Source organism: Ectobacillus soli (genome assembly GCF_042610425.1).
Classification (GTDB): Bacteria; Bacillota; Bacilli; order Bacillales; family Bacillaceae_G; genus Ectobacillus.
In genome coordinates, this window is record NZ_JBGJZM010000001.1 from 901,770 (window position 1) to 923,757 (window position 21,988).

Here is a 21,988-nt window from a genome sequence, read left to right on the forward strand (position 1 = left end):
TGAATTTGGCGAATAGTGTATATGATTTGTCTAATTATATTGAAAGTAGCGCAAACCATTTGCTGTTAAAGCCTCTTTTTTTGGCATATATATCTCAGTAAGCACTTTCTTGAAAGAGGGTGAAGAAATGGCAGGATGGATCATGTGGTTTATTCTATCTGGTATACTCATTATCGCAGAGATGGTAACACTTACATTTTATTTACTTTGGCTAGGAATTGGAGCGCTTGTCGGCGGATTGATTGCGTTAGTAGTACCAAATCTATGGATTCAAATTGTAGGTGCAGCACTTGTTAGTATTACACTGACACTTTTCACGAAGCCATTATTGCGCAGAATTCGATCAGAAAGACAGTATGATGATAGTGTAGAAAGTATCGTGGGGAAAATAGGTATTGTAACGAAAAATATTACAGAAGATAGCTTTGGAATTGTAAAAATTAGCGGAGAAACATGGAGTGCTTCTGCCTCTGCTTCAATCGAAGTTGGAGAGAAAATCGTTGTTTTACAAAGAAAGAACACGATTTTAATTGTAGGGAGGAAGGAATCATGATTGGGACGATATTGTCAATTATATTATTAGTTCTTGTAGTCGTATTTGCGGCTCTTTCAGTTAAAATTATACCTCAGCAGCAAGTAGGGGTTGTTGAACGTCTTGGACGATTTCACCGAACAATGTCTGCCGGGTTAAACATTTTAATTCCAATTATTGATCATGTTCGTATTTATCACGATTTGCGAATTCAACAGACCAATGTACCACCTCAAAAAGTAATTACAAAGGATAATGTTCAAGTTGAAATTGATACCATTATATTTTATCAAATTATTGATCCGGAGCGAGCTACATATGGAATATCTAATTACTCATTAGGGGTACGGAATGTAACGACTGCTACGATGCGACAAATACTTGGGAATATGGAGTTAGATGAAACTTTGTCTGGCCGTGAAAAAATTTCAACAGAAATACGGCTTGCCTTAGATGAAGCAACTGAAAAATGGGGCGTTCGTATTGAACGGGTAGAAGTGGTTGATATTAATCCTCCAAAAGACGTACAAGTTTCCATGGAAAAGCAAATGAAAGCAGAGCGTAACAAACGTGCGATTATTTTGGAAGCAGAAGCAGCAAAACAAGATATTGTACTTCGTGCGGAAGGGGATAAGCAAAGTAATATTTTACGAGCAGAAGGGGACCGAGAAGCTCGCATTCGTGAAGCTGAGGGGGTTCGTCAAGCCCGTGAATTAGAAGCGATTGGTCAATCAAAAGCTATTGAAATTATAGCGCTTGCTGAGCAAAATCGTATTAAGCTTTTATCTGAGGCTGGTATATCTGAAAATGTTTTAGCCTATCAATCATTTGAAGCACTGCAAGAAATTGCAAAAGGATCCGCGAATAAGGTATTTCTCCCAATTAAAGCTGTTGATACACTTGGAAGTCTGGGAGCAATCGGTGAAATATTTAGGGAAAAGAAGAGTGAATAAAGATGGGATATAATAAAGTGAACCTCCATTTGTGGGGGTTCACTTTATTTAGTTGTCTTTCATCGATACATTGTCCACATTCCAATATCTTCAAAACCAAGTTGTTTGTAGATTCGTCCTGCGGCAGGATTGTCATAAAATAGGCAAAGTGTTTTTCCATCGGTTATTAAATCTACTATAATTTTTTCAACTACAGATGAAGCGAATCCTTTCTTACGAAAACTAGGATCTGTACAAACGCCAACAATCATTGCAGATTGTGAATTCTCCGCTGTTGTTGAAGCACATGATACAATATTTCCATCAACTTCTATGTAATACGTTCTTCCGGTTTTATTTTCGATAGTTTGAATTAGCATCGTTCTCGATTCTTTCGTAATATAAAATTCCTTGATTTTTTCGCGAAGTCTAATAATTTGATCTACTTCTCGCAAGCTTGCTAACTGTACTTGACTTTGTGTTTCTGGGAAAATGATGTTCCGACATTCGGAAAAATAAGTATCTATTTTCTTTTTCTTTTCTAATACAGGAAGAAATCCCTCAAATTTTTCAATTATATTTGTTTTTCCAGATAATGTAGTGACGGAATAATCCTTAATACATGACACAAATCCTTCAACATCAAAATTTCCCTTACCGTACGGAATAAAAGATTGGTGATACCGTAATAAAACAGCACGTAAATTCCCATCTGTTGTAAAATCTCCCCAAATCTCTTGGAATTCACTCTCATAACCGTATGCCTCTATATCACCAATTATAAATAAATTATAGGCTTGTTCTTCCTGTAGGAGTGCTTGGACTATTTCATGATCTTTTTGCATTAGTTTTCGAATCATCGTTTCACCTCATTACTATAAGAATTATATCAATTTTATGATAACTATACGCGTACTACAACATTTTTATGTTTAGTTCTAGCATTTTCGGAAAAACTAGGAAAAGAATAGAGAAGGAGGAATTGCTAGTGGATCATCCCATTCAAGGATTAATGAGAGCGACTATGGAAAATTTGAAAGAAATGGTAGATGTAAATACGATTGTTGGAGAGCCGGTAGAAACAAAAGATGGGGGTATTGTTCTTACAGTTTCAAAAGTTGCATTTGGGTTTGGTGCTGGTGGTAGCGATTATGCAACAGATAGTGGGAGTAACCGTCGTGAAAATCCTGCCTTTGGTGGTGGAAGTGCAGGGGGAGTATCCATAACACCAGTTGCCTTTCTTGTTGTAAACAAAGAGGGAGTGAACATCCTACATCTTCAAAATACAACGCATTTAATGGAGAAGGCGATTGAATTAGCCCCTCAAACACTCGATAAACTACAATCTATCTTTAAGAAAAAAGAGAAAGAAGCATCCTCAACAGAATGACAGCATCATAATGAATAAAAAGAAATAATGGTTTAGCATATTTTCGTTCTCATTATTTTCTACTGGACCGTTCTTAAAAATCTTGGAAATTCAAGATTTTTAGCAATGGTCTATTTGTTATTAAACAGCTATTTTCAGTGAACTGAATAGATATTTATTTTACGTTTTACCACATGTAACTTTTTTGTAATAAATATAAATAAAATGTAATGGTAATATGTAGTTATTTTCGGACGTTTTCCTATGTTTCTAAAAATTTTCATGATAAAATAAGTCGTACTAATTATATTATACAAAGGTGGCTAGGTGCTTTGTCTGGAGGATCTGACCAAATAAAAGATATTATTTATATTAATGGAGATCGACGAAATCATTGTTATCTTTCGTCAGGCATAACGTTTCGGGAATTTGCTAATAATAATCCATCTCCACTTCATAACGTCCTTCTGCTGAAGCACAAATTTGAATGGACAGATTTCAATTACCACACTCTTCTCGAGTATGTCGAGGAAGAGAATATTCCAAAGTTGATTGCTGCAGATACTGAACAATTCGGTGAGTTTTGTTGGATTGACTTTGACGATGTGAATGATTTAGATGAGCTAGATGCTATGGAAATTGCTGAACTGCTATATTTAGCTCATAAAAAAGAACCAATTGTAAAACCCTTTTTCCCATTACTTAAAAATAAATTCGTTTATTTATCGCATGAAGACGGCTGGTTTAATAAAGTGTATTATCGAAGACAGCAGGATATGGCAGGTCTATTAAGTAAAGTTATACCATATAAGCTAGGTTCTTTCGGAAAGAAACGTCGCATGCTATTTCAAAAAACGAAGATTTATCCTGCTGTAACAAAAGAAATTGCACTTCGGCTGTTGCCCTTAACTGAGGATGGGCTACTAATTGATTTGCATAATAAGGTAGAAACAAAACGGGGATTGGAAATTCCAGTTTATGTAATTGGTTCTTTTACAAATATGGACGAAATTATGGAAAGTTTGGTTGAATTGAAAGAAGAAGCTAGTGAGAAAGCTGTCTTGTTTTTTGATAGAAAAGAGCAGGAGTGGATATGGGAAAGTGAGTAAAAAAACTTGACATCGTCAAGTTTTTTTACTTGTGGAAGGGAGTGAACAAATATGAACAGACTGCTTTTACAACTTGGGTTAGTAAGTATAGTACTTGTAGCTGTTGTCATTGGAACGAGACCATCTCTACAAACATTTTCCCGTGAATTAGCAGCGAAATATGGTGTTATATGTGAAGAAACACAATTTACTTGCAGAGAGGGTAAGGAAAACATTGAAATTACGGGCACGACTATACATAATGGTGTATTCTTTACAACGATTCGTCAAACATTTAAAATGAGTGATAATCAGATTAAAGTAGCTTCAGGATTTGGAATGTTAGGTACCTTTTGGCGAATTACGATGATGTAGTTTTACTAAATAGTAAAGAAGCAGGGCTTGTTTAGGAATGAGACTATTCTTAAAATAGGTCCTGTTTTGTTTTTTAGCGTACGAGGAAAACGACTTCCATTTGTTGAATATGTATAAAAATTACATATAAGGAGGTTTTGTGTAAGTGAATTCCTTTAGTTGGAGCAAAAGTGTACAAAAAAAGTGGGATAAACAGGCCGTTGAATGGAATGAAAAAAGTAAGGAAATGTGGAATGCAGGCAGTAGAAGCGGTATTCTTCCTTTTTTTCAAACGTATGTTTCTGAAGGTGCGACGATTCTGGATGCGGGTTGCGGCGATGGATATGGATCATTCTATTTTAGTAACAATGGATATCGAGTTTACGGCGTAGACATTTCTACTCAAATGATTGAATATGCAGATACTCGTACTCACCATGCCAAACTTTCATTTATACAAGCAGACATAGCAGCTTTGCCCTATGAAACCGAAACATTTGATGCAATTATTGCTGTTAACTCTCTGGAATGGGTAGAACGCCCGTTAGTTGTTCTACGTGAACTAAAACGTGTCCTGAAACCGGAAGGATATATCTGTGTGGCTATATTAGGTCCAACCGCTGCTCCGCGTGTAAATAGCTATCGTAGATTATATGAAGAATCTGTTGTATGTAATACAATGATGCCATGGGAATTTGAAATGTTAGCAAAGGAAAACGGATTTTCGATTGTAGATGGGAAGGGCGTATATAAACGTGATGTGGATGAAGAGTTAATCGAGGATTTACCACATACACTTAAACAGGCACTGTCATTTATGTGGATTACGATGTTACAATATAATAAGGAGCATTAAAAAGGTAAACAATTTGTGAAAGAAGACCAGTGGATAGTCCACTGGTCTTCTTCTAGTTCGAACTATTCTCTATGATCGTGGCAATCTTGGAAAAATCCAGCAGGAGCAACTGCGTTTACTTTGTTAGCTGCAATGCGAACAAGACCCGGAAAACCGTTGAAATTTGATAGAAGTACGTTGCCATTTTGGAATCCTTCAAAAATGCCGCGTGCAGGACGACGATCGTCATATTGCAACACAACTGGAGTTCCAGGACTGAGAGTACGTAAGAAGCGAGCAATACTGTTGTCATCGTTATAATTAGTGTTTGTGTTGCCATAATTATTTCCATAACCGCAGCCGCTATTAAAACCATAACTCATTGTTCTTCACCCCCTTATCTACTTACATCCTATGCTTGTCTAGAAGAATCGGTGTACATAGCAACTGCGGATTTTTTATAAAAACTAGATTGGGATGGTAACTTATTAAAAGAGGAAAAGAGGGGAATTTATAAGAGGAAGCATAGGGTATGCATATAATTATAAAAATAACGAATATTTTAAGAAAAATAGATGATAATGTTCATTTTTTATCCGATGGAATGTGCGTATTTTCCTGAAAACTGATACAATAGACAGTAGAAAACAAGAGGAGTGAAGTTTGATGGCAACCGTTTCTTCAGTGAAATCTGATATTGAAATTGCACAAGAAGCAAAGATGAAAGGTATATATGAAATAGCAGAACAATTAGATATCAAGGAATCAGAGCTAGAACCTTATGGACACTATAAAGCGAAATTATCGCTTAATATATTAAAACGTCTGGAACAAAAGCCAGATGGGAAAGTTATTCTTGTAACTGCTATTAATCCAACCGCTGCTGGAGAAGGAAAATCAACGGTAACAGTAGGACTTGGGCAAGCCATGCATCATATTGGTAAAAAGGCAGTTATTGCGCTTCGAGAACCTTCTCTAGGTCCGACGATGGGGATTAAGGGTGGAGCAGCAGGAGGTGGCTATTCACAAGTCGTTCCTATGGAGGATATTAATTTACACTTCACAGGAGATATTCATGCTATTACTACTGCAAATAATGCGTTAGCTGCGTTGCTAGATAATCATATCCAACAAGGAAATGAACTTGAAATCGATACACGTAAAATTGTATGGAAACGTTGTGTAGATTTAAACGACCGTGCTCTTCGTAACGTAATTATTGGTCTGGGTGGACCAATGCAAGGAGTTCCTCGTGAAGAAAGCTTTGACATTACGGTTGCTTCCGAAATCATGGCTGTTTTTTGCTTAGCAAAGGATCTTCATGATTTAAAGGAGCGACTATCACATATTGTGATAGCTTATAACAAACACAATGAGCCTGTTACAGTAAAAGATCTTGCTGTAGAAGGGGCACTAGCTTTACTATTAAAGGATGCAATCAAGCCAAATCTTGTGCAAACGTTAGAACACACTCCTGCTATTATACATGGAGGTCCATTTGCAAATATTGCACACGGCTGTAATAGTATTCTTGCGACAAAAATGGCTGCAAAGCTTGGCGAATATGTGATTACAGAGGCTGGATTTGGTGCGGATCTAGGAGCGGAGAAATTTCTCAATATTAAAGCTAGAACAGCAGGAATTAAACCAGCTGCTGTTGTAATTGTTGCAACGATTCGTGCATTGAAAATGCACGGTGGTGTCAAGAAAGAGCAGTTACATGAAGAAAATGTAGAAGCACTTAAGCTCGGAATTGAGAATTTACATAAGCACATTGAAACGATTCAATCATTCGGGTTGCCATTTGTTATTGCAATGAATCGTTTTGTAACCGATACAAAAGAGGAATTAGCATGGTTGAAAGAATGGTGTAAACAAAATTCCTATGAAATAGCGTTAACAGAAGTGTGGGAAAAAGGTGGAAAAGGAGGAATTGAGCTCGCTGAAAAGGTACTTCATAGCATAGAAGAAAAAGAAAATCATTTTGCCCCTCTTTATACGCTAATTCAACCACTAGAAGAAAAAATACGTATAGTTGCACAAAAGGTATATGGAGCAGACGATGTTCAATTCACATTGAAAGCAAAAAAACAACTTCAGCAATTTACAGAGCAAGGATGGAGTAACTTACCGATTTGCATGGCAAAAACTCAGTATTCCTTATCTGATGATCCAAGTAAACTTGGGCGCCCTAATCATTTCATCATCACTGTGCGGGAGTTAAAACCTTCCATTGGAGCAGGATTCATTGTAGCTCTCACAGGTTCAGTACTTACCATGCCAGGTCTTCCTAAGCAGCCTACTGCACTGAAAATGGATGTTGATGATAATGGGAAAGCGAGCGGGTTATTTTAATAATGGGCAAAAAGGACTGTTACAGCTATTATGCTATGCAGTCCTTTTGATTATTAAAGAGAGTCGTGTAGCATATACAATCATCCTATGGTACAATTCATACAGTTTGATACACTATGTTTTCTGGACAAAAATAGGATAAAGACGAACTTAGAATGATGCAAGGATATAGAAAAAGGAGAAATAAAATGATCGAGCAATTGAAACCGTTCATACAAAAAGCTTGGAAAAAAGCAAATTTCCAAGAAATGACGAATATACAACAAAGTATTATTCCATCCATACTAGAAGGAAAGGATGTAATTGCAGAATCTCCTACGGGGACAGGGAAGACGTTAGCATATTTACTGCCCTTACTTGAAAAGGTAGATGAGTCTGCAAAGCAGCCCCAAATCGTGATATTGGCACCAACTCGTGAACTCGTTATGCAAATTCATAATGAAGTATTGAAATTCACAACCGATAGCAGTATTACTGCTGTTAGCTTAATTGGCGGAGCGGATGTAAAGCGGCAAGTAGAAAAATTAAAAAAGCATCCTCAAGTCATTGTTGCCTCACCTGGACGTTTATTAGAGCTAGTCCGTCAGAAAAAGTTAAAAATGCATGAGGTAAAGACAATCGTATTGGATGAATACGATCAAATGTTGCAACAAGATTTAAATCTTGGAGACATTGTAAAAACAACATTGCGAGATCGACAATTAATTTTCGTATCGGCTACGATATCGAATGCAGTGGAAGAGGAAGCTAAGAAGCTAGCAAACGAACCTGTATTGTTTCGCGTAAAGAGAAGTGAAACGAGTAACGTTCAACATCTTTATGTCATTGTGCCACTTCGTGAAAAAGTAGATACCCTTCGTAAAATTGTTCATATGGAAGGAGTTAAGGCACTAGCGTTCTTAAATGATCCGTTTCGGTTAAATGAAATGGAATCTAAACTGAGATTTGGAAAAATAGCTGCTGCAACTCTTCATTCTGAGGAAAAATCACAGGAACGTATGGCAATTATGCAAGCATTTCGACAAGGTAAACTTAAAATTGTACTAGCAACGGATGTGGCAGCTAGAGGGCTAGATATTGAAGACGTAACACATGTCATACATATAGAAGCTCCAGATAAACCTGAACAATACATTCACCGCTCAGGAAGAACGGGTCGCATGGGTAAAGAAGGAATTGTTGTTTCCATCATAACAAAGGAACAAGAAAAACAACTTCTTCAGCTTGCTAAAAAGTTAAAGCTCGACTTAAAGCAAGTGGAATTGTATAAAGGAGCGTTTGTTATGAAGCGTACGAATGACAAGGAAATACCCAATCAAAAAAAGCCTAGATAAACTAGGCCTTTTTTCTATATGAAACAATGCATCACATTATATTAAGCTTTCAATTTTGTAAGATAATCAAGTATCCCCATTGCACATACTTCCATATCAAGTTTTAGAATTTCATAAACCGCATGAGTAGAAGGTACATTTTTACCTGTTAAATACGTTGCAACTTCATATAGCATTTGTTCAGAAAGTAAGGAAACAATATGCTGATTTTTTATTTCTCGTTGTGCAATGCTCGTACCCTCTTCTATAAATCGAGGTAACCAATAGGCTAATTGACTAGCAATCTCTTTTATATTTGTTGATGCTCCGTAATGTCCAAAAAAGATATATTGAGGTCGCAAATCCATAATTCTCTGTAAGGAATGCAGCATCGCTGCAGGATCAAATTGTGATGGGGAGGTAGAAGGAAGATATAACTCCACATTACAATCCTGTAGTTCTTTATAATACACGCCAATCGTATCCCCAACGAATACACCATTTGTTAGTGAGTCATGTATAGAAAGATGATGTTTTGCATGTCCTGGCGTATCATAAAAGGTAAGCGTTCTTTCATTTGAAAGCTGTAAGAAATCGCCATCTTGCATCGTGAGAATGCGATCTTTTGCAACAGGTACAATAGGTCCGAATAAAGGGTCAAATCTATCTCCATACACATATTGTGCGCCTGAAATTAAGCGTGATGGATCAATGAGATGCCTTGCACCTCGTGGATGAACGAGCAAGGTGGCGTTCGGACATAGCTCCATTAATAATCCTGCAGCTCCGGCATGATCAAGATGAATATGTGTTATAATAATGTAAGCGATGTCATTTACAGATATATTTAAATGCATCAAACCTTCAATTATGTAGGGCAGGGAAGGACTCGCACACGTTTCAATTAAAGCAATTTTATCACCAAGTAAGACTGTGGTGCCAGTACGATTAGATCTACCTAAATCATGATCATCTATTAAAAACATGTCTATTCCTATCACTTCTGGTTTACCCAAGTTATCACACTCCTAAATTTTGGATGTGATTACATTATAATAAAAAAAGAGAGAAAACAAAACTTGTTTTCTCTCTTTTTTATACAGATTGTAAGATAAATAGTATAAATACATTCAAGTTACGCTTGTTTCCCGAATTTCATTGCGAAGTAACCGATAATGCCTCCGATAGCGGGAACAAGGATTACGTTAGACATTGCGAACCATTTACTTAAAAATAGTGCATTTGTGTCGAATAGCCATCCAACTACAACAAGCATTGATACGAGAAGTACATAATAAAACTCACGATCAGATAACATTTCATGTTGCGTATTTTCCATTTATAATTCCTCCTTAGGATTTCACTGTTTTATTGTCACATTAAATTCAATATTTAGTCACAAAATGTTCATATTTATATTGTAAATGTTTTATTAATTTATGTCTAGTTTTTTTAACCTAATTTTCGGTAGAATTTGGTATGTTATTTTCGACATTCCATCCGTAACACATTATGATAAAAAGTAACAAATTAGAAAAGAGGAGGAAGTTTGATGACGGTGTATGATTTTACAGTTAAAACGATTAAAGGTGAGCACAAATCTCTTCAAGAATATGAAGGCAAGGTGTTACTGGTTGTGAATGTTGCTAGTAAATGTGGATTTACTCCACAGTATAAAGGGTTGCAAGCACTATACGAAGAATACAAAGAACAGGGATTAGAAATATTAGGATTTCCGTGCAACCAATTTCTAGGGCAAGAACCGGGTAATAGCGAAGAAATAGCAAGCTTTTGCGAAATGAACTATGGTGTTACGTTTCCAATGTTTGAAAAAATTGAAGTAAACGGTGACGGGGCACACCCTCTATATAAATATTTATGTGAAGAAGCGCCAGGAATGCTTGGATTAAAGGCAGTAAAATGGAATTTTACAAAATTTTTAGTGGATCAAAAAGGGAATGTGCTAGAGCGGTTTTCACCACAAACGGCACCTGAAGAAATTGCACCGAAACTTGTAGAGCTTTTGGCTGAAAAATAAATGATGCGTTAAGAAAAAGTTAAGAAACTTATATAATAATACAAGTATTCATAAGATAGTACCCTCCCATTGATAAGAGACGGCATTAAGCTGTCTCTTTTTTTAATTTAGCTCAACAAACAGGAAAAAGCCTCCCTACAAAAATGAACAAATAGGGAGGCTATATACTATATCATTTATTTATAGAAAATTGACTCATTTCCTGCAGTGCCTGCTGTAGGTCAGATTTTGTTTTTAATTCACTGTCAATTTCGATCCCCAGTTCAATCATCGTATCGGCAATTTCCGCGCTGATTCCTGTTAGAATCGTAGAGCAACCTAATAACTTTATTCCTTTTACAATTTTAAACAAATGATTAACAACGGCTGTATCTACAAAAGGTACACCTGAGATATCAATAATTAATTGCTGTGCTTTTAATTCACTAATACGAACCAATGTTTTTTCACGAATTTTTTTTGCACGATACGTATCTACATTACCGACTACAGGGAGTATGCATACTCTATCAGCTATTGGAATGATGGGAACCGACAATTCATCTACTGTTTCACGATGGCTTTTTAACAATTCTTCTTTATAGTTAACGTAATAAGCAGTATAAGAATCAATATATGAATCAATGATATCATTTACCGTGCGTTCTAACGTAAAAAATTCATCTGTAGTAAGAGTATTTTTAGATTCGATATAAAATGCTCTAATGGCACTCCAAATAATTCCGCGCGTTGATTGGAAAATTTCCCAGGCCAAATGCATCGGAAACTCTGTTTTTGCACTTCTAACGCCTCTTTCTTTCGCTACATCCATAATTTCTTCCATTTTTAATTCTTGAATATTTTGAGCCACGAGTTTCATAATTGGGTTACCCGTTTCTCCGTAGTTATCGGCCTCACCATTTTCTTTCAGTAAAGAAGTGATGTAGCTTTTATTTTTTTGTAAATATTGCAACCATTCTTTTGTGTAAAAATCTAAATTATCAAATAAAAAATTAGATAACTCAACCTTTGAATTAGTTGTTTCTATCATTGTCTGACCTCCTAAATATGAGTTAGAGTGATGAATTGTTTTGGGAAATGAAAGACAAAAAGTGGTTCCTTGTCCTTCCTCGCTTGTAACATGTATTTTGCCTTGATTACTTTGTATGGCATTAAAGACTTGGGCTAGTCCCATTCCTTTTCCATCCTGTTTTAAACTAAAGAAAGGCGTACCAAGTAGACGTAATTTGTCCCTTGGAATACCTATGCCAGTATCTGAGATGCTAAGGTGAGTTTCATGGTTGTCTTCAAGTTGCTCAATTCGTAATGTTCCACCTTCAGGCATGGCTTCGATTGCATTCTTGATTAAATTGAAGAATGCTTTTTTAATCTGATGTTTTCGGCCAACAATCAGAGCGCTTTCATTTTGAAATTGTTTCTGGATGTCTATATGATAAAGTTGATTTTGAAATAGTAATAAAGTAGATTCAATTTCGAAACATACGTTGAAGGTATCTCGTTTTTCCTGTGCGAATTCAGGCTTTGTAACACTCATTAAATCATTTAAAATATGAATCGCCCGTTCTAATTCACTTTGAGCAATTTGAGTATATTCTTGCTTATAAGATTCCTCCATCAATTGTAGGAATCCTTTCACTGAAGTTAAGGGATTTCTGACCTCATGAGCAATCCCGGCTGCCATTTCCCCAATAGAGGATAATAAATGATTATTCCAGTTGTTATGATCATAGGATGTTTGTAAATAACTTATATTGAACATATAGATATGAACTTTATTTAGTTTTTGATCTTTGAATGTTCGATGAAATAAAAAAAAGTATGGATGTGTATCTATTGTTACGATAAACTCATTGCTTCTTCCCATGAAGCATTCATGTAGCTTGGTTTTAATATCGTTATTATTAACTCGATGGAAAAGATAGTTGGTATCTTTCTCATCAGAGAGTATAAGCCTTTTTCCCTCCTCATTTACTTTTTGAATCATGCCATTAGGATTGAGTTCAATCAAACCATAAGCGATCTCACGAGCAGTCGGTGATGTCGTCAACGTAATGAACCCCGCCCTTCATCAAGCCACTTTACAGCTCTAACCTTTGTACCAAGGTTTATGGTACTTGTGACTTCAAATTCATCCATTAAGCGCTTCACTCCTGATAACCCCAATCCTAATCCGGTTTTGGAAGGGACTGTATTATTTAAAATTTGTTCAAGGTTTGGAATGCCAGGACCCTGGTCAATTGCGATGATTTCTATTCCATGAGATAGAACTGGCTTTATATATAGTTCACCTTTGCCAGCGTAAAAGACAATGTTTCGAGTTAATTCCATTATCGATACTACTAATTTCGTTTGTTGGATTTTATTTAATCCGCAATCTTCAGCAACCCGTTTCCCAATTGTACTCGCTAGGTACACGTCATCCTCTCGTTCAACAATAATTCTGTACAAAGTTTTCCCCTATCCTTTTTATAAATTAATAATATCTATATTTTTACTGTGTATTTTAGCATATTTAAAGGAAAATAAAATTAGATTTTTTTAAAAATATAGTTTATTTATGTTATTTTTTAAAATAAAGTAATATTATGGGTGATTTGTTAAGGGGTTTAGGAGAAAAGCGAGGATTAAATATAAATGTATGCATTGTGATGAATATTTTAAAAAAAGAAACCATCAGTAGTAGTGAAAGTAACCAAGACAGCCCATAGGCTGTCTTGAAGAAAACAGTTCTTTAACTATACTATTAGTTGCTTAATCCAGTGTTATAATCAGGCTTTGTTGCACCGTATGCCTCTAATTCACGAATAACACTTCGATACTCTGAAATGCAAATGGATCCCTGTAAATATCTCTGTCCGGCAAAGTCTAACAGCATATTCAAATCTGTTGGTTCGTATTGCTTTAATGAAATAAAATGTGTGCGTAGTTCCCCTAGTGTCATACCCTCATTCCCCCTTGAGAAGAGTTCACTTCTACTTTTTAATCGTATCATAAATAATAAAATTTTATAATTTTTGCAAAATTGAAACTATCGACAGGATTAGACATCATTTTCTATATTTAGTAGTGGGAATTGAGGAGGACGTTACACATTCTCTTTTATTCTTTCATATCCTATCTATAGAAGGGAGGGATTTTAATGTATCCTAATCAAAATTCAAACGGATACATGTATAATATGTATCCGTTTGAACCAGTTCAAACGAATCAACCGAACTATTATGAGCCTTTTCAATTATCATTTTTGAATCAACAACCGTCTTTTTACCCCCCACCTCAACCATCCTATCATCCGACTCAGCCACCCTATCAACATGCGATGAACCCGTATAATCCATATCCTACAAAAAATAGTAAAACACAGCAGCAAGGTCAGTTTTCAAATATTATTTCCCAATTTAAAACCAATGATGGAAATTATGATATTAATAAAATGATGAATACGGCAGGACAAATGATGAACGCAATGAATCAAGTAACGGGACTTGTAAAGCAAGTAGGAGGTTTTTTTATTAAATAAAGTGGGCAACTGCAAGGTTGCTCCTTTTTTACATAGCTTACAGTAAGGATTTATTCGTTACTACGAACGAAATGAAGGATTGATTTATGAATTAATGTTATAAATATTACAAAAGTGAAAAAAATGTATGTTTTTGTCGTAAACATATTGTTCGTTTTAACGATCACGTATACAATTAGTACAAGAAAAAATTCATGTACTGGAGCGGAATCTGTGAAAAATGTAATTTTATATATGTTCTTTGGATTAGTAGTGTTAACAGTTTTGGTATTTACAAGTTTTAAACATTTATTGTACACGATTTTATCATAGCAAATAGGTATTTGTATTAGTCATGTACCTCTTTCCATACATATTGTAAAGTGTAACTACATTATGTTGGAGAGGAGAAAAAACTATGTATTGTAAACCTTGTTTTGGAGGGCCTTCCTACGTCTCACCAGCTGCAACAGGTCCAGTTATGACTACACCACCAGTTGTACATCCAACAAAGTACTGTGAAACGCACACATTTTCAACAACTGTTGTACCACACATTCATCCAACTCATTCAACTTTAGTAAATCATCAGATGGTTCAAAATCAACACTATTTTCCACAAACACAATCTGCTGTTAACACTGTACAACAAACGAATACACCTGGCTATGGACCAATTCCTCAAGTAGCGGGAGCGATGACAGGACCGTATGCACCAATGAGTCCTTACGGAGCTTCACCGTTTACAGGTCCTGGCAGCATGATGCCTGGATACGGACCAAGTCCTCAAGTAGCAGGAGCGATGGCAGGTCCTGGAAGTATGATGCCTGGATACGGACCAAGTCCTCAAGTGGCAGGAGCGATGACAGGTCCTGGAAGTATGATGCCTGGATACGGACCAAGTCCTCAAGTAGCAGGAGCGATGACGGGAAATATGGGGCCGAATGTAAATCCAATGGTAGGCGGCATGCTTAAGAAATAAATAAAGGAGAACTAGCTATTGCTAGTTCTTTTTGCGTTGCATTATGTTAGATGTTAGCAATCCCTACAACCATTTTTATGATACTATTAGTGAGGTGATAGTGATGAGAATTTTAGCAGTAACAGGATACAAACCATTTGAACTTAGTATTTTTTCTAACGATCATCCTGGTGTAGTATATATTAAAAAAGCCTTACAAAAGTATCTTACTCAATTTGCAGAAGAAGGATTAGAATGGGTAATAATAAGTGGACAGCTTGGTGTTGAATTATGGGCTGCCGAGGTTGTATTCGATTTGCAGGGACAATTTCCCGAATTAAAACTTGCGGTATTTACACCATTTTTAGAGCAAGAAGAGAAATGGAAGGATGATACAAAGGAATATTACGAGTTTATTCTTTCTCAGGCTGATCATGTTGACAGTATAACGAAGAAAAAATATGAAAGTCCGGAACAGTTTCGATTGAAAAATCAATTTTTTCTACAGAAAAGTGATGCATTATTAGTAGTTTATGATGAGGAGAAAGAAGGAAGTCCCAAATATATCGTGAATACAGCAAAAAAAATAGAACAATATCCATGTTATTTCATTCGTTTTTCTGACCTACAGGATATGATAGAGCAAGAACAGTGGGAGGAAAGCGGTGCCTACGATGATACGGTATAATGTAACCATTGTAGAATAAAAAAGAGAATGGTAAAATGTACATAGCCTACTTAAAAATCTGTAAGCTCGTATGGACGAAAATGATACGTAAGCTTTTGTAAAGATATGAGGTGAAAAGATGATTTCTGACAAACTAAAATTAACTGCAAAAGATATTCTGGAGAAAGATTTTAAATCTGGTATTCGTGGCTATCAACAAGAAGAAGTTGATAAATTTTTAGATTTAATTATTAAAGATTATGAAACATTTCATCAAGAAATTGAACATCTACAGCAAGAAAATGCTCGCATGAAACGTGTAATTGAAGAGCAAAAGGTGAAACAACCATCGGTTGTACAGCCAATTCAACCTGCGCAGCCAGCACAACCAGTGTATAATAATATGAACACTGATATTTTAAGACGTTTATCTAATTTGGAAAAAGCTGTTTTTGGAAGCAAATTGTATGAGTAACAATAAATAGTTTGCTTATTTTGATGTTATGCAGTATAATTTATCACGTCATAACGTTTGGGTGATCGCTGCAGCATTGCTGTAGAGGAAAGTCCATGCTCACACGACCTGAGATGGTTGTAGTGTTCGTGCCTAGCCAAGTCATAAGCTAGGGTAGCTTGGCCTTGCGGCGAGGCTAACGGCAGGGAAATAGCCTAAGTCCTTATGGATATGGCTAGACTACTTTGAAAGTGCCACAGTGACGAAGTCCCAGAAGAAATGATGGGAGTGGAACGAGGTAAACCCCGCGAGTGAGAAACCCAAATTATGGTAGGGGAATCTTTCCTAAGTAAATGAACGACGGGAAAGGACAGATCAATATCTGTAGATAGATGGTCACCACCGGTGTACGAGGCGTGAGCCGTTTGTAGTACTATGGAACAGAACATGGCTTACAGAACGTTATGAATTAACAATGATAACGAATAGCTCTCCTTACTTAAAGGAGAGCTTTTTGTGTGGTAATATATATGTATCGCTAATTAGGAATAAAATGCTTTTATTAGGAGAATGAAGATGGGTAAAATTACATTAATTGCAACGGCAGCTATGGGATTAGAGGCTTTAGTAGCAAGAGAGGTTCGCAATCTTGGATATGAGTGTGAAGTGGAAAATAGCAAGGTAACATTTCAAGCTGATGAGTCTGCGATTTGTCGCTCAAATCTTTGGTTACGAACGGCTGATCGCATAAAAATAAAAATTGGTGAGTTTAAAGCTACATCGTTTGATGAATTATTTGAGAAAACAAAAGCGCTACCATGGGGTGACTATATTCCGGAAAATGCTGAATTTCCGGTAATAGGTAAATCGGTAAAGTCACAGCTATTTAGTGTATCTGATTGCCAAAGTATCGTAAAAAAGGCTGTTGTGGAAAAATTGAAAAGTACGTATAAACGAACAACTTGGTTTGAAGAAAATGGTCCTTTATATCGTATTCAAGTTTCCTTACTAAAAGATGTAGCAACCTTGACAATTGATGCAAGCGGAACAGGACTGCATAAACGAGGCTACCGGGTCGGGCAAGGGGAAGCACCACTAAAAGAAACACTAGCCGCTGCGCTTGTTATGCTAACAAATTGGAATCCAAATTTGCCTTTTGTTGATCCCCTATGTGGGTCAGGTACGATTCCTATTGAAGCAGCCTTAATTGGTCAAAATATTGCACCGGGATTTAATCGTGAATTTGCAGCTAGTAATTGGGGCTGGATATCTCAAGATAAATGGGATCTTGCCTATGAAGAAGCAGAGGATAAGGCAAACTATGATCAACCCTTACATATTTTCGGATCTGATATTGATCATGGAATGGTTCAAATTGCACAGGATAATGCCAGAGAAGCAGGGTTTGCTGACCTTATTCCATTTAAACAAATGCAAGTAAAAGATTTCACCACAAAAGAGGATTATGGCTACGTGGTGACGAATCCACCATATGGAGAACGTTTAAGTGAAAAAGCGTTGGTAGAGCAGTTGTATGTTGATATGGGGAAAGTTTTTAGAAACTACAACACGTGGTCTATCTATGTTGTAACAAACAATGAAAATTTTGAAACATTATACGGAAAACCTGCATCGAAAAAACGTAAACTTTATAATGGAACGATACGTACAGATTATTATCAATATTTCGGAAAACGTCCACCAAGATTGAAAGAATAATTCTCCAACTCTGTACGTATACTGTCTATTATGCGTACAAAAAAGGAGAAGGTAAACGATGGAGTATATGGATGAGTTTATCCTTATTAAAAAAGCAATCGATTCTACAGAACATATAATAGAACAATCAGATTCTATTCAAGCTAGAAATGAAATTATACAAGCTAAGCATTCTTATTTACTTGCTTTATCACATAAAACGGTATTAGATGAGCAATACATGAGGCTAATCGTAGAATGAAAAAGTTTTCCATTGCGGAAAACTTTTTCATTTGTATCATTCATATGAGTTGGAGGAAAGTGTCGTGACAAGAACGGGATTACCATTTGAAGTAGGAAAACAAGATAACTTTTTTGATAGGTTAAATGAATGGATAGGAGACGTCCTATACGAAATATTACCTGAACATGGGTTTGAAATGCGAGATGAACAAATATTTATGGCGTTTCAGATGGAACGTGCTTTTAAGGAAAAGAAAGTATTGTTTGCAGAAGCGGGAGTGGGCACTGGAAAAACGATTGCTTATTTACTGTATGCAATCACGTATGCGCGTTATATTGGAAAACCAGCTATTATTGCATGCGCGGATGAGACTCTTATTGAACAATTAGTAAAAGAAGAAGGGGATATAGCTAAGCTGTCAAAGGCGCTTTCTTTACATATAGACGTTCGTCTAGCAAAATCAATGGAAAACTATTTGTGCTTAAAAAAAATGGAACGAGTAATTGAAGGATCTCCGTCAGAAGGTATCGAAGAAGCCTATGATAATTTGCCGGAATTTGTATTTGATCACGGAACGATGCAAAATTTCCAGCACTATGGTGATCGTAAGGAATACCCTCATTTAACAGATCAGGAATGGTCACAAGTAGCATTTGATTATTTTCAAGATTGTATTTCATGTGAAAAACGTCATCGCTGTGGTCAGACGCTGTCTCGTGATTATTATCGAAAGGCGACCGATTTAATTATATGCTCCCAAGATTTCTATATGCAGCATATTTGGACATTTGAGGCTCGCAAACGTGAGGGGCAGCTACCTCTATTGCCAGAAGCTAGTTGCGTTATATTTGATGAAGGTCATCTGGTAGAATACGCTGCACAAAAGGCGCTTACCTATCGTTTGCAACAAACGATGATGGAGGACCTACTTACACGGCTACTTCAAAATGATATTCGTGAAGAATTTGCAGAGTTGATTGAAGAGTCTATTGAACAGTTTTCAGATTTTTTCCACATTCTACACGAAAATACGGAAGAAATACCTGGGTCCCAACGTATGAATATACGGCGTTCAAGCCTCTTAATGAAAATAGCAAAGCAATTATATGAGAAGATTGAAGAAATTGGGAATTCTATTGTCTTTGAAGGTGAAATGCATACAATAGATGAATATGATTTATCGGTAGTGGACGAGCATTTGGATTTAATGGAACATTCCTTACAATTATTTCTTGAAAATGAAAATGTAATCGCATGGGTAGAAGCAGATGGTGACGGATACACATTGATTATTATGCCACATGAAGTGCAAGAAGTGTTGCGGGAGAGAGTATTTTCCAAGCAGATTCCGATTGTATTTTCTTCTGCTACGTTATCTGAAAACAATTCATTTTCCTTCTTTGCTAGGAATCTTGGGGTTGAAAACTATCTTTCATTTTCCGTTGATTCCCCGTTTGACTATGAGGAACAAATGAAAGTATATTTACCAACCTATAGCAAACATCAAGAATGGATGAAAAAAGTTGAGTACACGTTATCTTCACTAGAAAAAACAAATGGAAGAACGCTTATATTATTTAAAACGAATGAACAATTACAGTGTTTCAAGGAAGAAATGCAGCAACGTAGCACATATCACGATTTTTTATATGAAGGTGATAAGGAAATGAGTGTGCTCGTTTCCCAGTTTCAAAACGAAGAAGAGACGGTATTATGCGCTGTGCATTTATGGGAAGGGTTAGACATTCCGGGTTCCTCTTTATCTCATGTTGTCATTTGGTCGCTTCCATTCCCACCAAATGATCCTGTATTTGAAGCGAAACGTAAACATGTAAGTGATCCGTTTCAAGAGGTTGATTTACCATACATGATCCTTCGTTTACGCCAAGGGATTGGGAGACTCATTCGAACGAGCCAGGATAGCGGTTTTATTACGATTTTTCTTCAAGAAGAGGAACTAGATACGGTTGTGGAAAATGTGAAGCGTATTCTACCGGTTCAAGGGGAGAAAATTGAATAATGGTATATAAAGGATTTTGTTGTTTTTTTATTGAAAGGTAATAAAAGGAAAGGAGATGCGTGGAATATGGATTCTAGAAATGAAACGGAAGAACATTTTTTAGCGTATATAAAAAAGATTGTAAACTACCGAGAAGCGTTAAATCTTATTTTTTGGGACTTACGCACAGGAGCGCCGAAAGAAGGAGTAGAGGGGCGAGCTGAAGTAATTGGTATGCTTTCTTCTGAGGCATTTCGGATGTCCATTTCTGATGAAATGGCAGCTTTTTTAAAAGCGTTAGAAGCAGAAGAAACACTCTCAAAGCGAACTGAGAAAATTGTTGCCGAATGTAGAAGAGAGTATGATCGAAACAAGAAGATACCACAGGATGAATACGAACAATATGTGAAAATACAAGCTAAAGCTGAAAGTGTGTGGGAAATTGCAAAGGAACAAGCTGATTTTTCTATGCTAGCTCCTTATTTAAAGCAAATCATTGACTATAAAAAGAAATTTATTTCCTATTGGGGATATGAAACAAATAAATATGATGTACTTTTGGACATATACGAGCCTGGAATGACGGTCGAAACGTTAGATGCTGTATTTACTGAACTGCGTACTCGCATCATACCACTCGTGAAAGAAATTGCAAAAAGTACTCTTTCTCTGCAGACAGAGCCCTTATATGCATTTTTTCCAAAAGAAAAGCAACGACAATTCAGTACAATGCTATTAGAGCAGCTTCAATATAATTTTGAAGCGGGTCGTTTGGACGAAACGATGCACCCGTTTGCTATTACTTTAAACCAAGGAGATGTTCGAATTACAACTCAGTATGACGAACATGACTTCCGCAAAGCTATTTTTGGTACAATTCACGAATGTGGACATGCTGTTTACGAACAAAATATTAGTAAAGATTGGATTGGTACCCCTTTATGCTCCGGTACATCGATGGGGATTCATGAGTCACAATCCTTATTTTTTGAAAACTTTATTGGACGCAACAAGCATTTTTGGCGTAAAAATTATGAGATGCTACAATTAGCTAATGAAGGTCAGTTTGATAATCTAACCCTTGATGATTTTTATGCAGCAATAAATGAATCTAAACCTTCTCTTATTCGCATTGAAGCAGATGAATTAACATATCCACTACACATTATGGTTCGTTATGAAGTGGAGAAAGCTTTGTTTGATGGTGATTTACAAGTGGAAGATTTGCCTAAAGTATGGAATGATAAGATGGAAGAATATTTAGGAATACGTCCTCAAAATGACCGAGAAGGCGTTCTTCAAGATATACATTGGGCAGGGGGAGACTTTGGGTATTTTCCTTCCTATGCACTAGGCTATATGTATGCAGCCCAGTTTAAGAATGAAATGGAGAAGGAAATAACAAACTTTGATGAGTTGTTAGAATATGGAGAAGTAGAGCCTATTGTGGAATGGCTGCGCGTTCATATTCATACATTTGGCAAGAGCAAAAATCCGAATGAAATATTGAGGGAAGTTACCGGAGAAGGGCTACAAGCTACTTATTTAGCAACTTACTTAGAAAATAAATACAAAGAGATTTACCATTTGTCGTAATTTTTTTTTGTTTTAATAAGAAAAAGCGAACACAATATATGGATTTCACTATAA

Annotated in this window: 24 protein-coding genes and 1 other RNA gene; 18 read left to right on the forward strand and 7 right to left on the reverse strand. The window is 36.3% G+C overall.

Annotation, left to right across the window (positions count from 1 at the left end):
• Positions 1 to 127 precede the first annotated feature (127 nt).
• Both ACAN53_RS04680 and ACAN53_RS04685 read left to right on the forward strand, forming a co-directional pair.
• A complete protein-coding gene (locus ACAN53_RS04680; RefSeq protein ID WP_379967715.1) occupies positions 128 to 553 on the forward strand; it encodes an NfeD family protein in 426 nt (141 codons plus the stop codon).
• Complete coding sequence (locus ACAN53_RS04685; RefSeq protein ID WP_379967717.1) at positions 550 to 1,485, forward strand: SPFH domain-containing protein; 936 nt, start codon at positions 550 to 552, stop codon at positions 1,483 to 1,485. The genes ACAN53_RS04680 and ACAN53_RS04685 overlap by 4 nt, the downstream gene beginning before the upstream one ends.
• A 59-nt stretch (positions 1,486 to 1,544) precedes the next feature.
• On the opposite strand, the gene ACAN53_RS04690 is transcribed toward ACAN53_RS04685, so the two are convergent.
• Positions 1,545 to 2,324: a GNAT family N-acetyltransferase gene (locus ACAN53_RS04690; protein WP_379967719.1), complete on the reverse strand. Its 780-nt coding sequence runs from the start codon at positions 2,322 to 2,324 to the stop codon at positions 1,545 to 1,547.
• Positions 2,325 to 2,452: 128 nt separating this feature from the next.
• Between ACAN53_RS04690 and ytfJ the strand changes: the two genes are divergently transcribed.
• The 4 genes from ytfJ to ACAN53_RS04710 all read left to right on the forward strand — a co-directional run bounded on the left by ytfJ (position 2,453) and on the right by ACAN53_RS04710 (position 5,131).
• Complete coding sequence (ytfJ, locus tag ACAN53_RS04695; protein ID WP_379967721.1) at positions 2,453 to 2,854, forward strand: GerW family sporulation protein; 402 nt, start codon at positions 2,453 to 2,455, stop codon at positions 2,852 to 2,854.
• A gap of 311 nt (positions 2,855 to 3,165) precedes the next feature.
• Positions 3,166 to 3,942: an oxalate:formate antiporter gene (locus ACAN53_RS04700; RefSeq protein WP_379967723.1), complete on the forward strand. Its 777-nt coding sequence runs from the start codon at positions 3,166 to 3,168 to the stop codon at positions 3,940 to 3,942.
• A gap of 51 nt (positions 3,943 to 3,993) precedes the next feature.
• Entirely contained in the window at positions 3,994 to 4,296 is a 303-nt protein-coding gene (locus tag ACAN53_RS04705; protein WP_379967725.1) for a hypothetical protein, read from the forward strand.
• 145 nt (positions 4,297 to 4,441) lie between these two features.
• Positions 4,442 to 5,131: a class I SAM-dependent methyltransferase gene (locus ACAN53_RS04710; protein ID WP_379967727.1), complete on the forward strand. Its 690-nt coding sequence runs from the start codon at positions 4,442 to 4,444 to the stop codon at positions 5,129 to 5,131.
• Between the two features lie 62 nt (positions 5,132 to 5,193).
• On the opposite strand, the gene ACAN53_RS04715 is transcribed toward ACAN53_RS04710, so the two are convergent.
• Positions 5,194 to 5,493, reverse strand: coding sequence for a hypothetical protein (locus tag ACAN53_RS04715; protein WP_379967729.1), 300 nt, complete (start codon positions 5,491 to 5,493; stop codon positions 5,194 to 5,196).
• A gap of 283 nt (positions 5,494 to 5,776) precedes the next feature.
• On the opposite strand from ACAN53_RS04715, the gene ACAN53_RS04720 reads away from it, so the two are divergent.
• The gene (locus tag ACAN53_RS04720) at positions 5,777 to 7,465 is read left to right on the forward strand and encodes a formate--tetrahydrofolate ligase (protein WP_379967731.1); all 1,689 of its coding nucleotides are present in this window, start codon (positions 5,777 to 5,779) and stop codon (positions 7,463 to 7,465) included.
• Positions 7,466 to 7,653: 188 nt separating this feature from the next.
• Positions 7,654 to 8,799: a DEAD/DEAH box helicase gene (locus ACAN53_RS04725; protein WP_379967733.1), complete on the forward strand. Its 1,146-nt coding sequence runs from the start codon at positions 7,654 to 7,656 to the stop codon at positions 8,797 to 8,799.
• Between the two features lie 41 nt (positions 8,800 to 8,840).
• Here ACAN53_RS04725 and ACAN53_RS04730 read toward each other — a convergent pair whose 3' ends face one another.
• Together ACAN53_RS04730 and ACAN53_RS04735 are read right to left on the reverse strand one after the other, a co-directional pair.
• Positions 8,841 to 9,794, reverse strand: a complete 954-nt coding sequence (locus ACAN53_RS04730) for an MBL fold metallo-hydrolase (RefSeq protein ID WP_379967735.1) — start codon at positions 9,792 to 9,794, stop codon at positions 8,841 to 8,843.
• A 119-nt stretch (positions 9,795 to 9,913) separates the two neighbouring features.
• Positions 9,914 to 10,117: a DUF3925 family protein gene (locus tag ACAN53_RS04735; protein WP_379967737.1), complete on the reverse strand. Its 204-nt coding sequence runs from the start codon at positions 10,115 to 10,117 to the stop codon at positions 9,914 to 9,916.
• A 213-nt stretch (positions 10,118 to 10,330) separates the two neighbouring features.
• On the opposite strand from ACAN53_RS04735, the gene ACAN53_RS04740 reads away from it, so the two are divergent.
• Positions 10,331 to 10,816, forward strand: a complete 486-nt coding sequence (locus ACAN53_RS04740) for a glutathione peroxidase (RefSeq protein WP_379967739.1) — start codon at positions 10,331 to 10,333, stop codon at positions 10,814 to 10,816.
• 172 nt (positions 10,817 to 10,988) lie between these two features.
• Here the strand turns inward: ACAN53_RS04740 and ACAN53_RS04745 are convergent, their stop codons facing one another.
• The 3 genes from ACAN53_RS04745 to ACAN53_RS04755 all read right to left on the reverse strand — a co-directional run bounded on the left by ACAN53_RS04745 (position 10,989) and on the right by ACAN53_RS04755 (position 13,757).
• Entirely contained in the window at positions 10,989 to 12,863 is a 1,875-nt protein-coding gene (locus tag ACAN53_RS04745; RefSeq protein WP_379967741.1) for an ATP-binding protein, read from the reverse strand.
• Complete coding sequence (locus tag ACAN53_RS04750) at positions 12,860 to 13,264, reverse strand: ATP-binding protein (RefSeq protein ID WP_379967743.1); 405 nt, start codon at positions 13,262 to 13,264, stop codon at positions 12,860 to 12,862. The genes ACAN53_RS04745 and ACAN53_RS04750 overlap by 4 nt, the downstream gene beginning before the upstream one ends.
• 295 nt (positions 13,265 to 13,559) lie before the next feature.
• Positions 13,560 to 13,757, reverse strand: coding sequence for a YppF family protein (locus tag ACAN53_RS04755; protein WP_379967745.1), 198 nt, complete (start codon positions 13,755 to 13,757; stop codon positions 13,560 to 13,562).
• A gap of 198 nt (positions 13,758 to 13,955) precedes the next feature.
• Between ACAN53_RS04755 and ACAN53_RS04760 the strand changes: the two genes are divergently transcribed.
• From ACAN53_RS04760 to ACAN53_RS04800, 9 genes are all read left to right on the forward strand, one after another.
• The gene (locus ACAN53_RS04760) at positions 13,956 to 14,336 is read left to right on the forward strand and encodes a YppG family protein (RefSeq protein ID WP_379967747.1); all 381 of its coding nucleotides are present in this window, start codon (positions 13,956 to 13,958) and stop codon (positions 14,334 to 14,336) included.
• 397 nt (positions 14,337 to 14,733) lie between these two features.
• Positions 14,734 to 15,297, forward strand: coding sequence for a CotD family spore coat protein (locus ACAN53_RS04765; protein WP_379967749.1), 564 nt, complete (start codon positions 14,734 to 14,736; stop codon positions 15,295 to 15,297).
• A gap of 103 nt (positions 15,298 to 15,400) precedes the next feature.
• Positions 15,401 to 15,964, forward strand: a complete 564-nt coding sequence (locus ACAN53_RS04770) for an SLOG family protein (RefSeq protein WP_379967751.1) — start codon at positions 15,401 to 15,403, stop codon at positions 15,962 to 15,964.
• A gap of 118 nt (positions 15,965 to 16,082) precedes the next feature.
• Positions 16,083 to 16,418, forward strand: a complete 336-nt coding sequence (gene gpsB, locus ACAN53_RS04775; RefSeq protein WP_379967753.1) for a cell division regulator GpsB — start codon at positions 16,083 to 16,085, stop codon at positions 16,416 to 16,418.
• 53 nt (positions 16,419 to 16,471) lie between these two features.
• An RNA gene (gene rnpB / locus ACAN53_RS04780) (RNase P RNA component class B) lies at positions 16,472 to 16,857 on the forward strand.
• A 116-nt stretch (positions 16,858 to 16,973) separates the two neighbouring features.
• Positions 16,974 to 18,116 (forward strand): THUMP domain-containing class I SAM-dependent RNA methyltransferase, encoded by a 1,143-nt coding sequence (locus ACAN53_RS04785; protein ID WP_379967755.1) that lies wholly within the window; start codon positions 16,974 to 16,976, stop codon positions 18,114 to 18,116.
• A gap of 58 nt (positions 18,117 to 18,174) precedes the next feature.
• Positions 18,175 to 18,357, forward strand: coding sequence for a hypothetical protein (locus ACAN53_RS04790; RefSeq protein ID WP_379967757.1), 183 nt, complete (start codon positions 18,175 to 18,177; stop codon positions 18,355 to 18,357).
• Between the two features lie 64 nt (positions 18,358 to 18,421).
• Positions 18,422 to 20,359 (forward strand): ATP-dependent DNA helicase, encoded by a 1,938-nt coding sequence (locus ACAN53_RS04795; RefSeq protein ID WP_379967759.1) that lies wholly within the window; start codon positions 18,422 to 18,424, stop codon positions 20,357 to 20,359.
• Positions 20,360 to 20,425: 66 nt separating this feature from the next.
• Positions 20,426 to 21,934, forward strand: coding sequence for a carboxypeptidase M32 (locus ACAN53_RS04800; RefSeq protein WP_379967761.1), 1,509 nt, complete (start codon positions 20,426 to 20,428; stop codon positions 21,932 to 21,934).
• Positions 21,935 to 21,988: the final 54 nt, after the last annotated feature.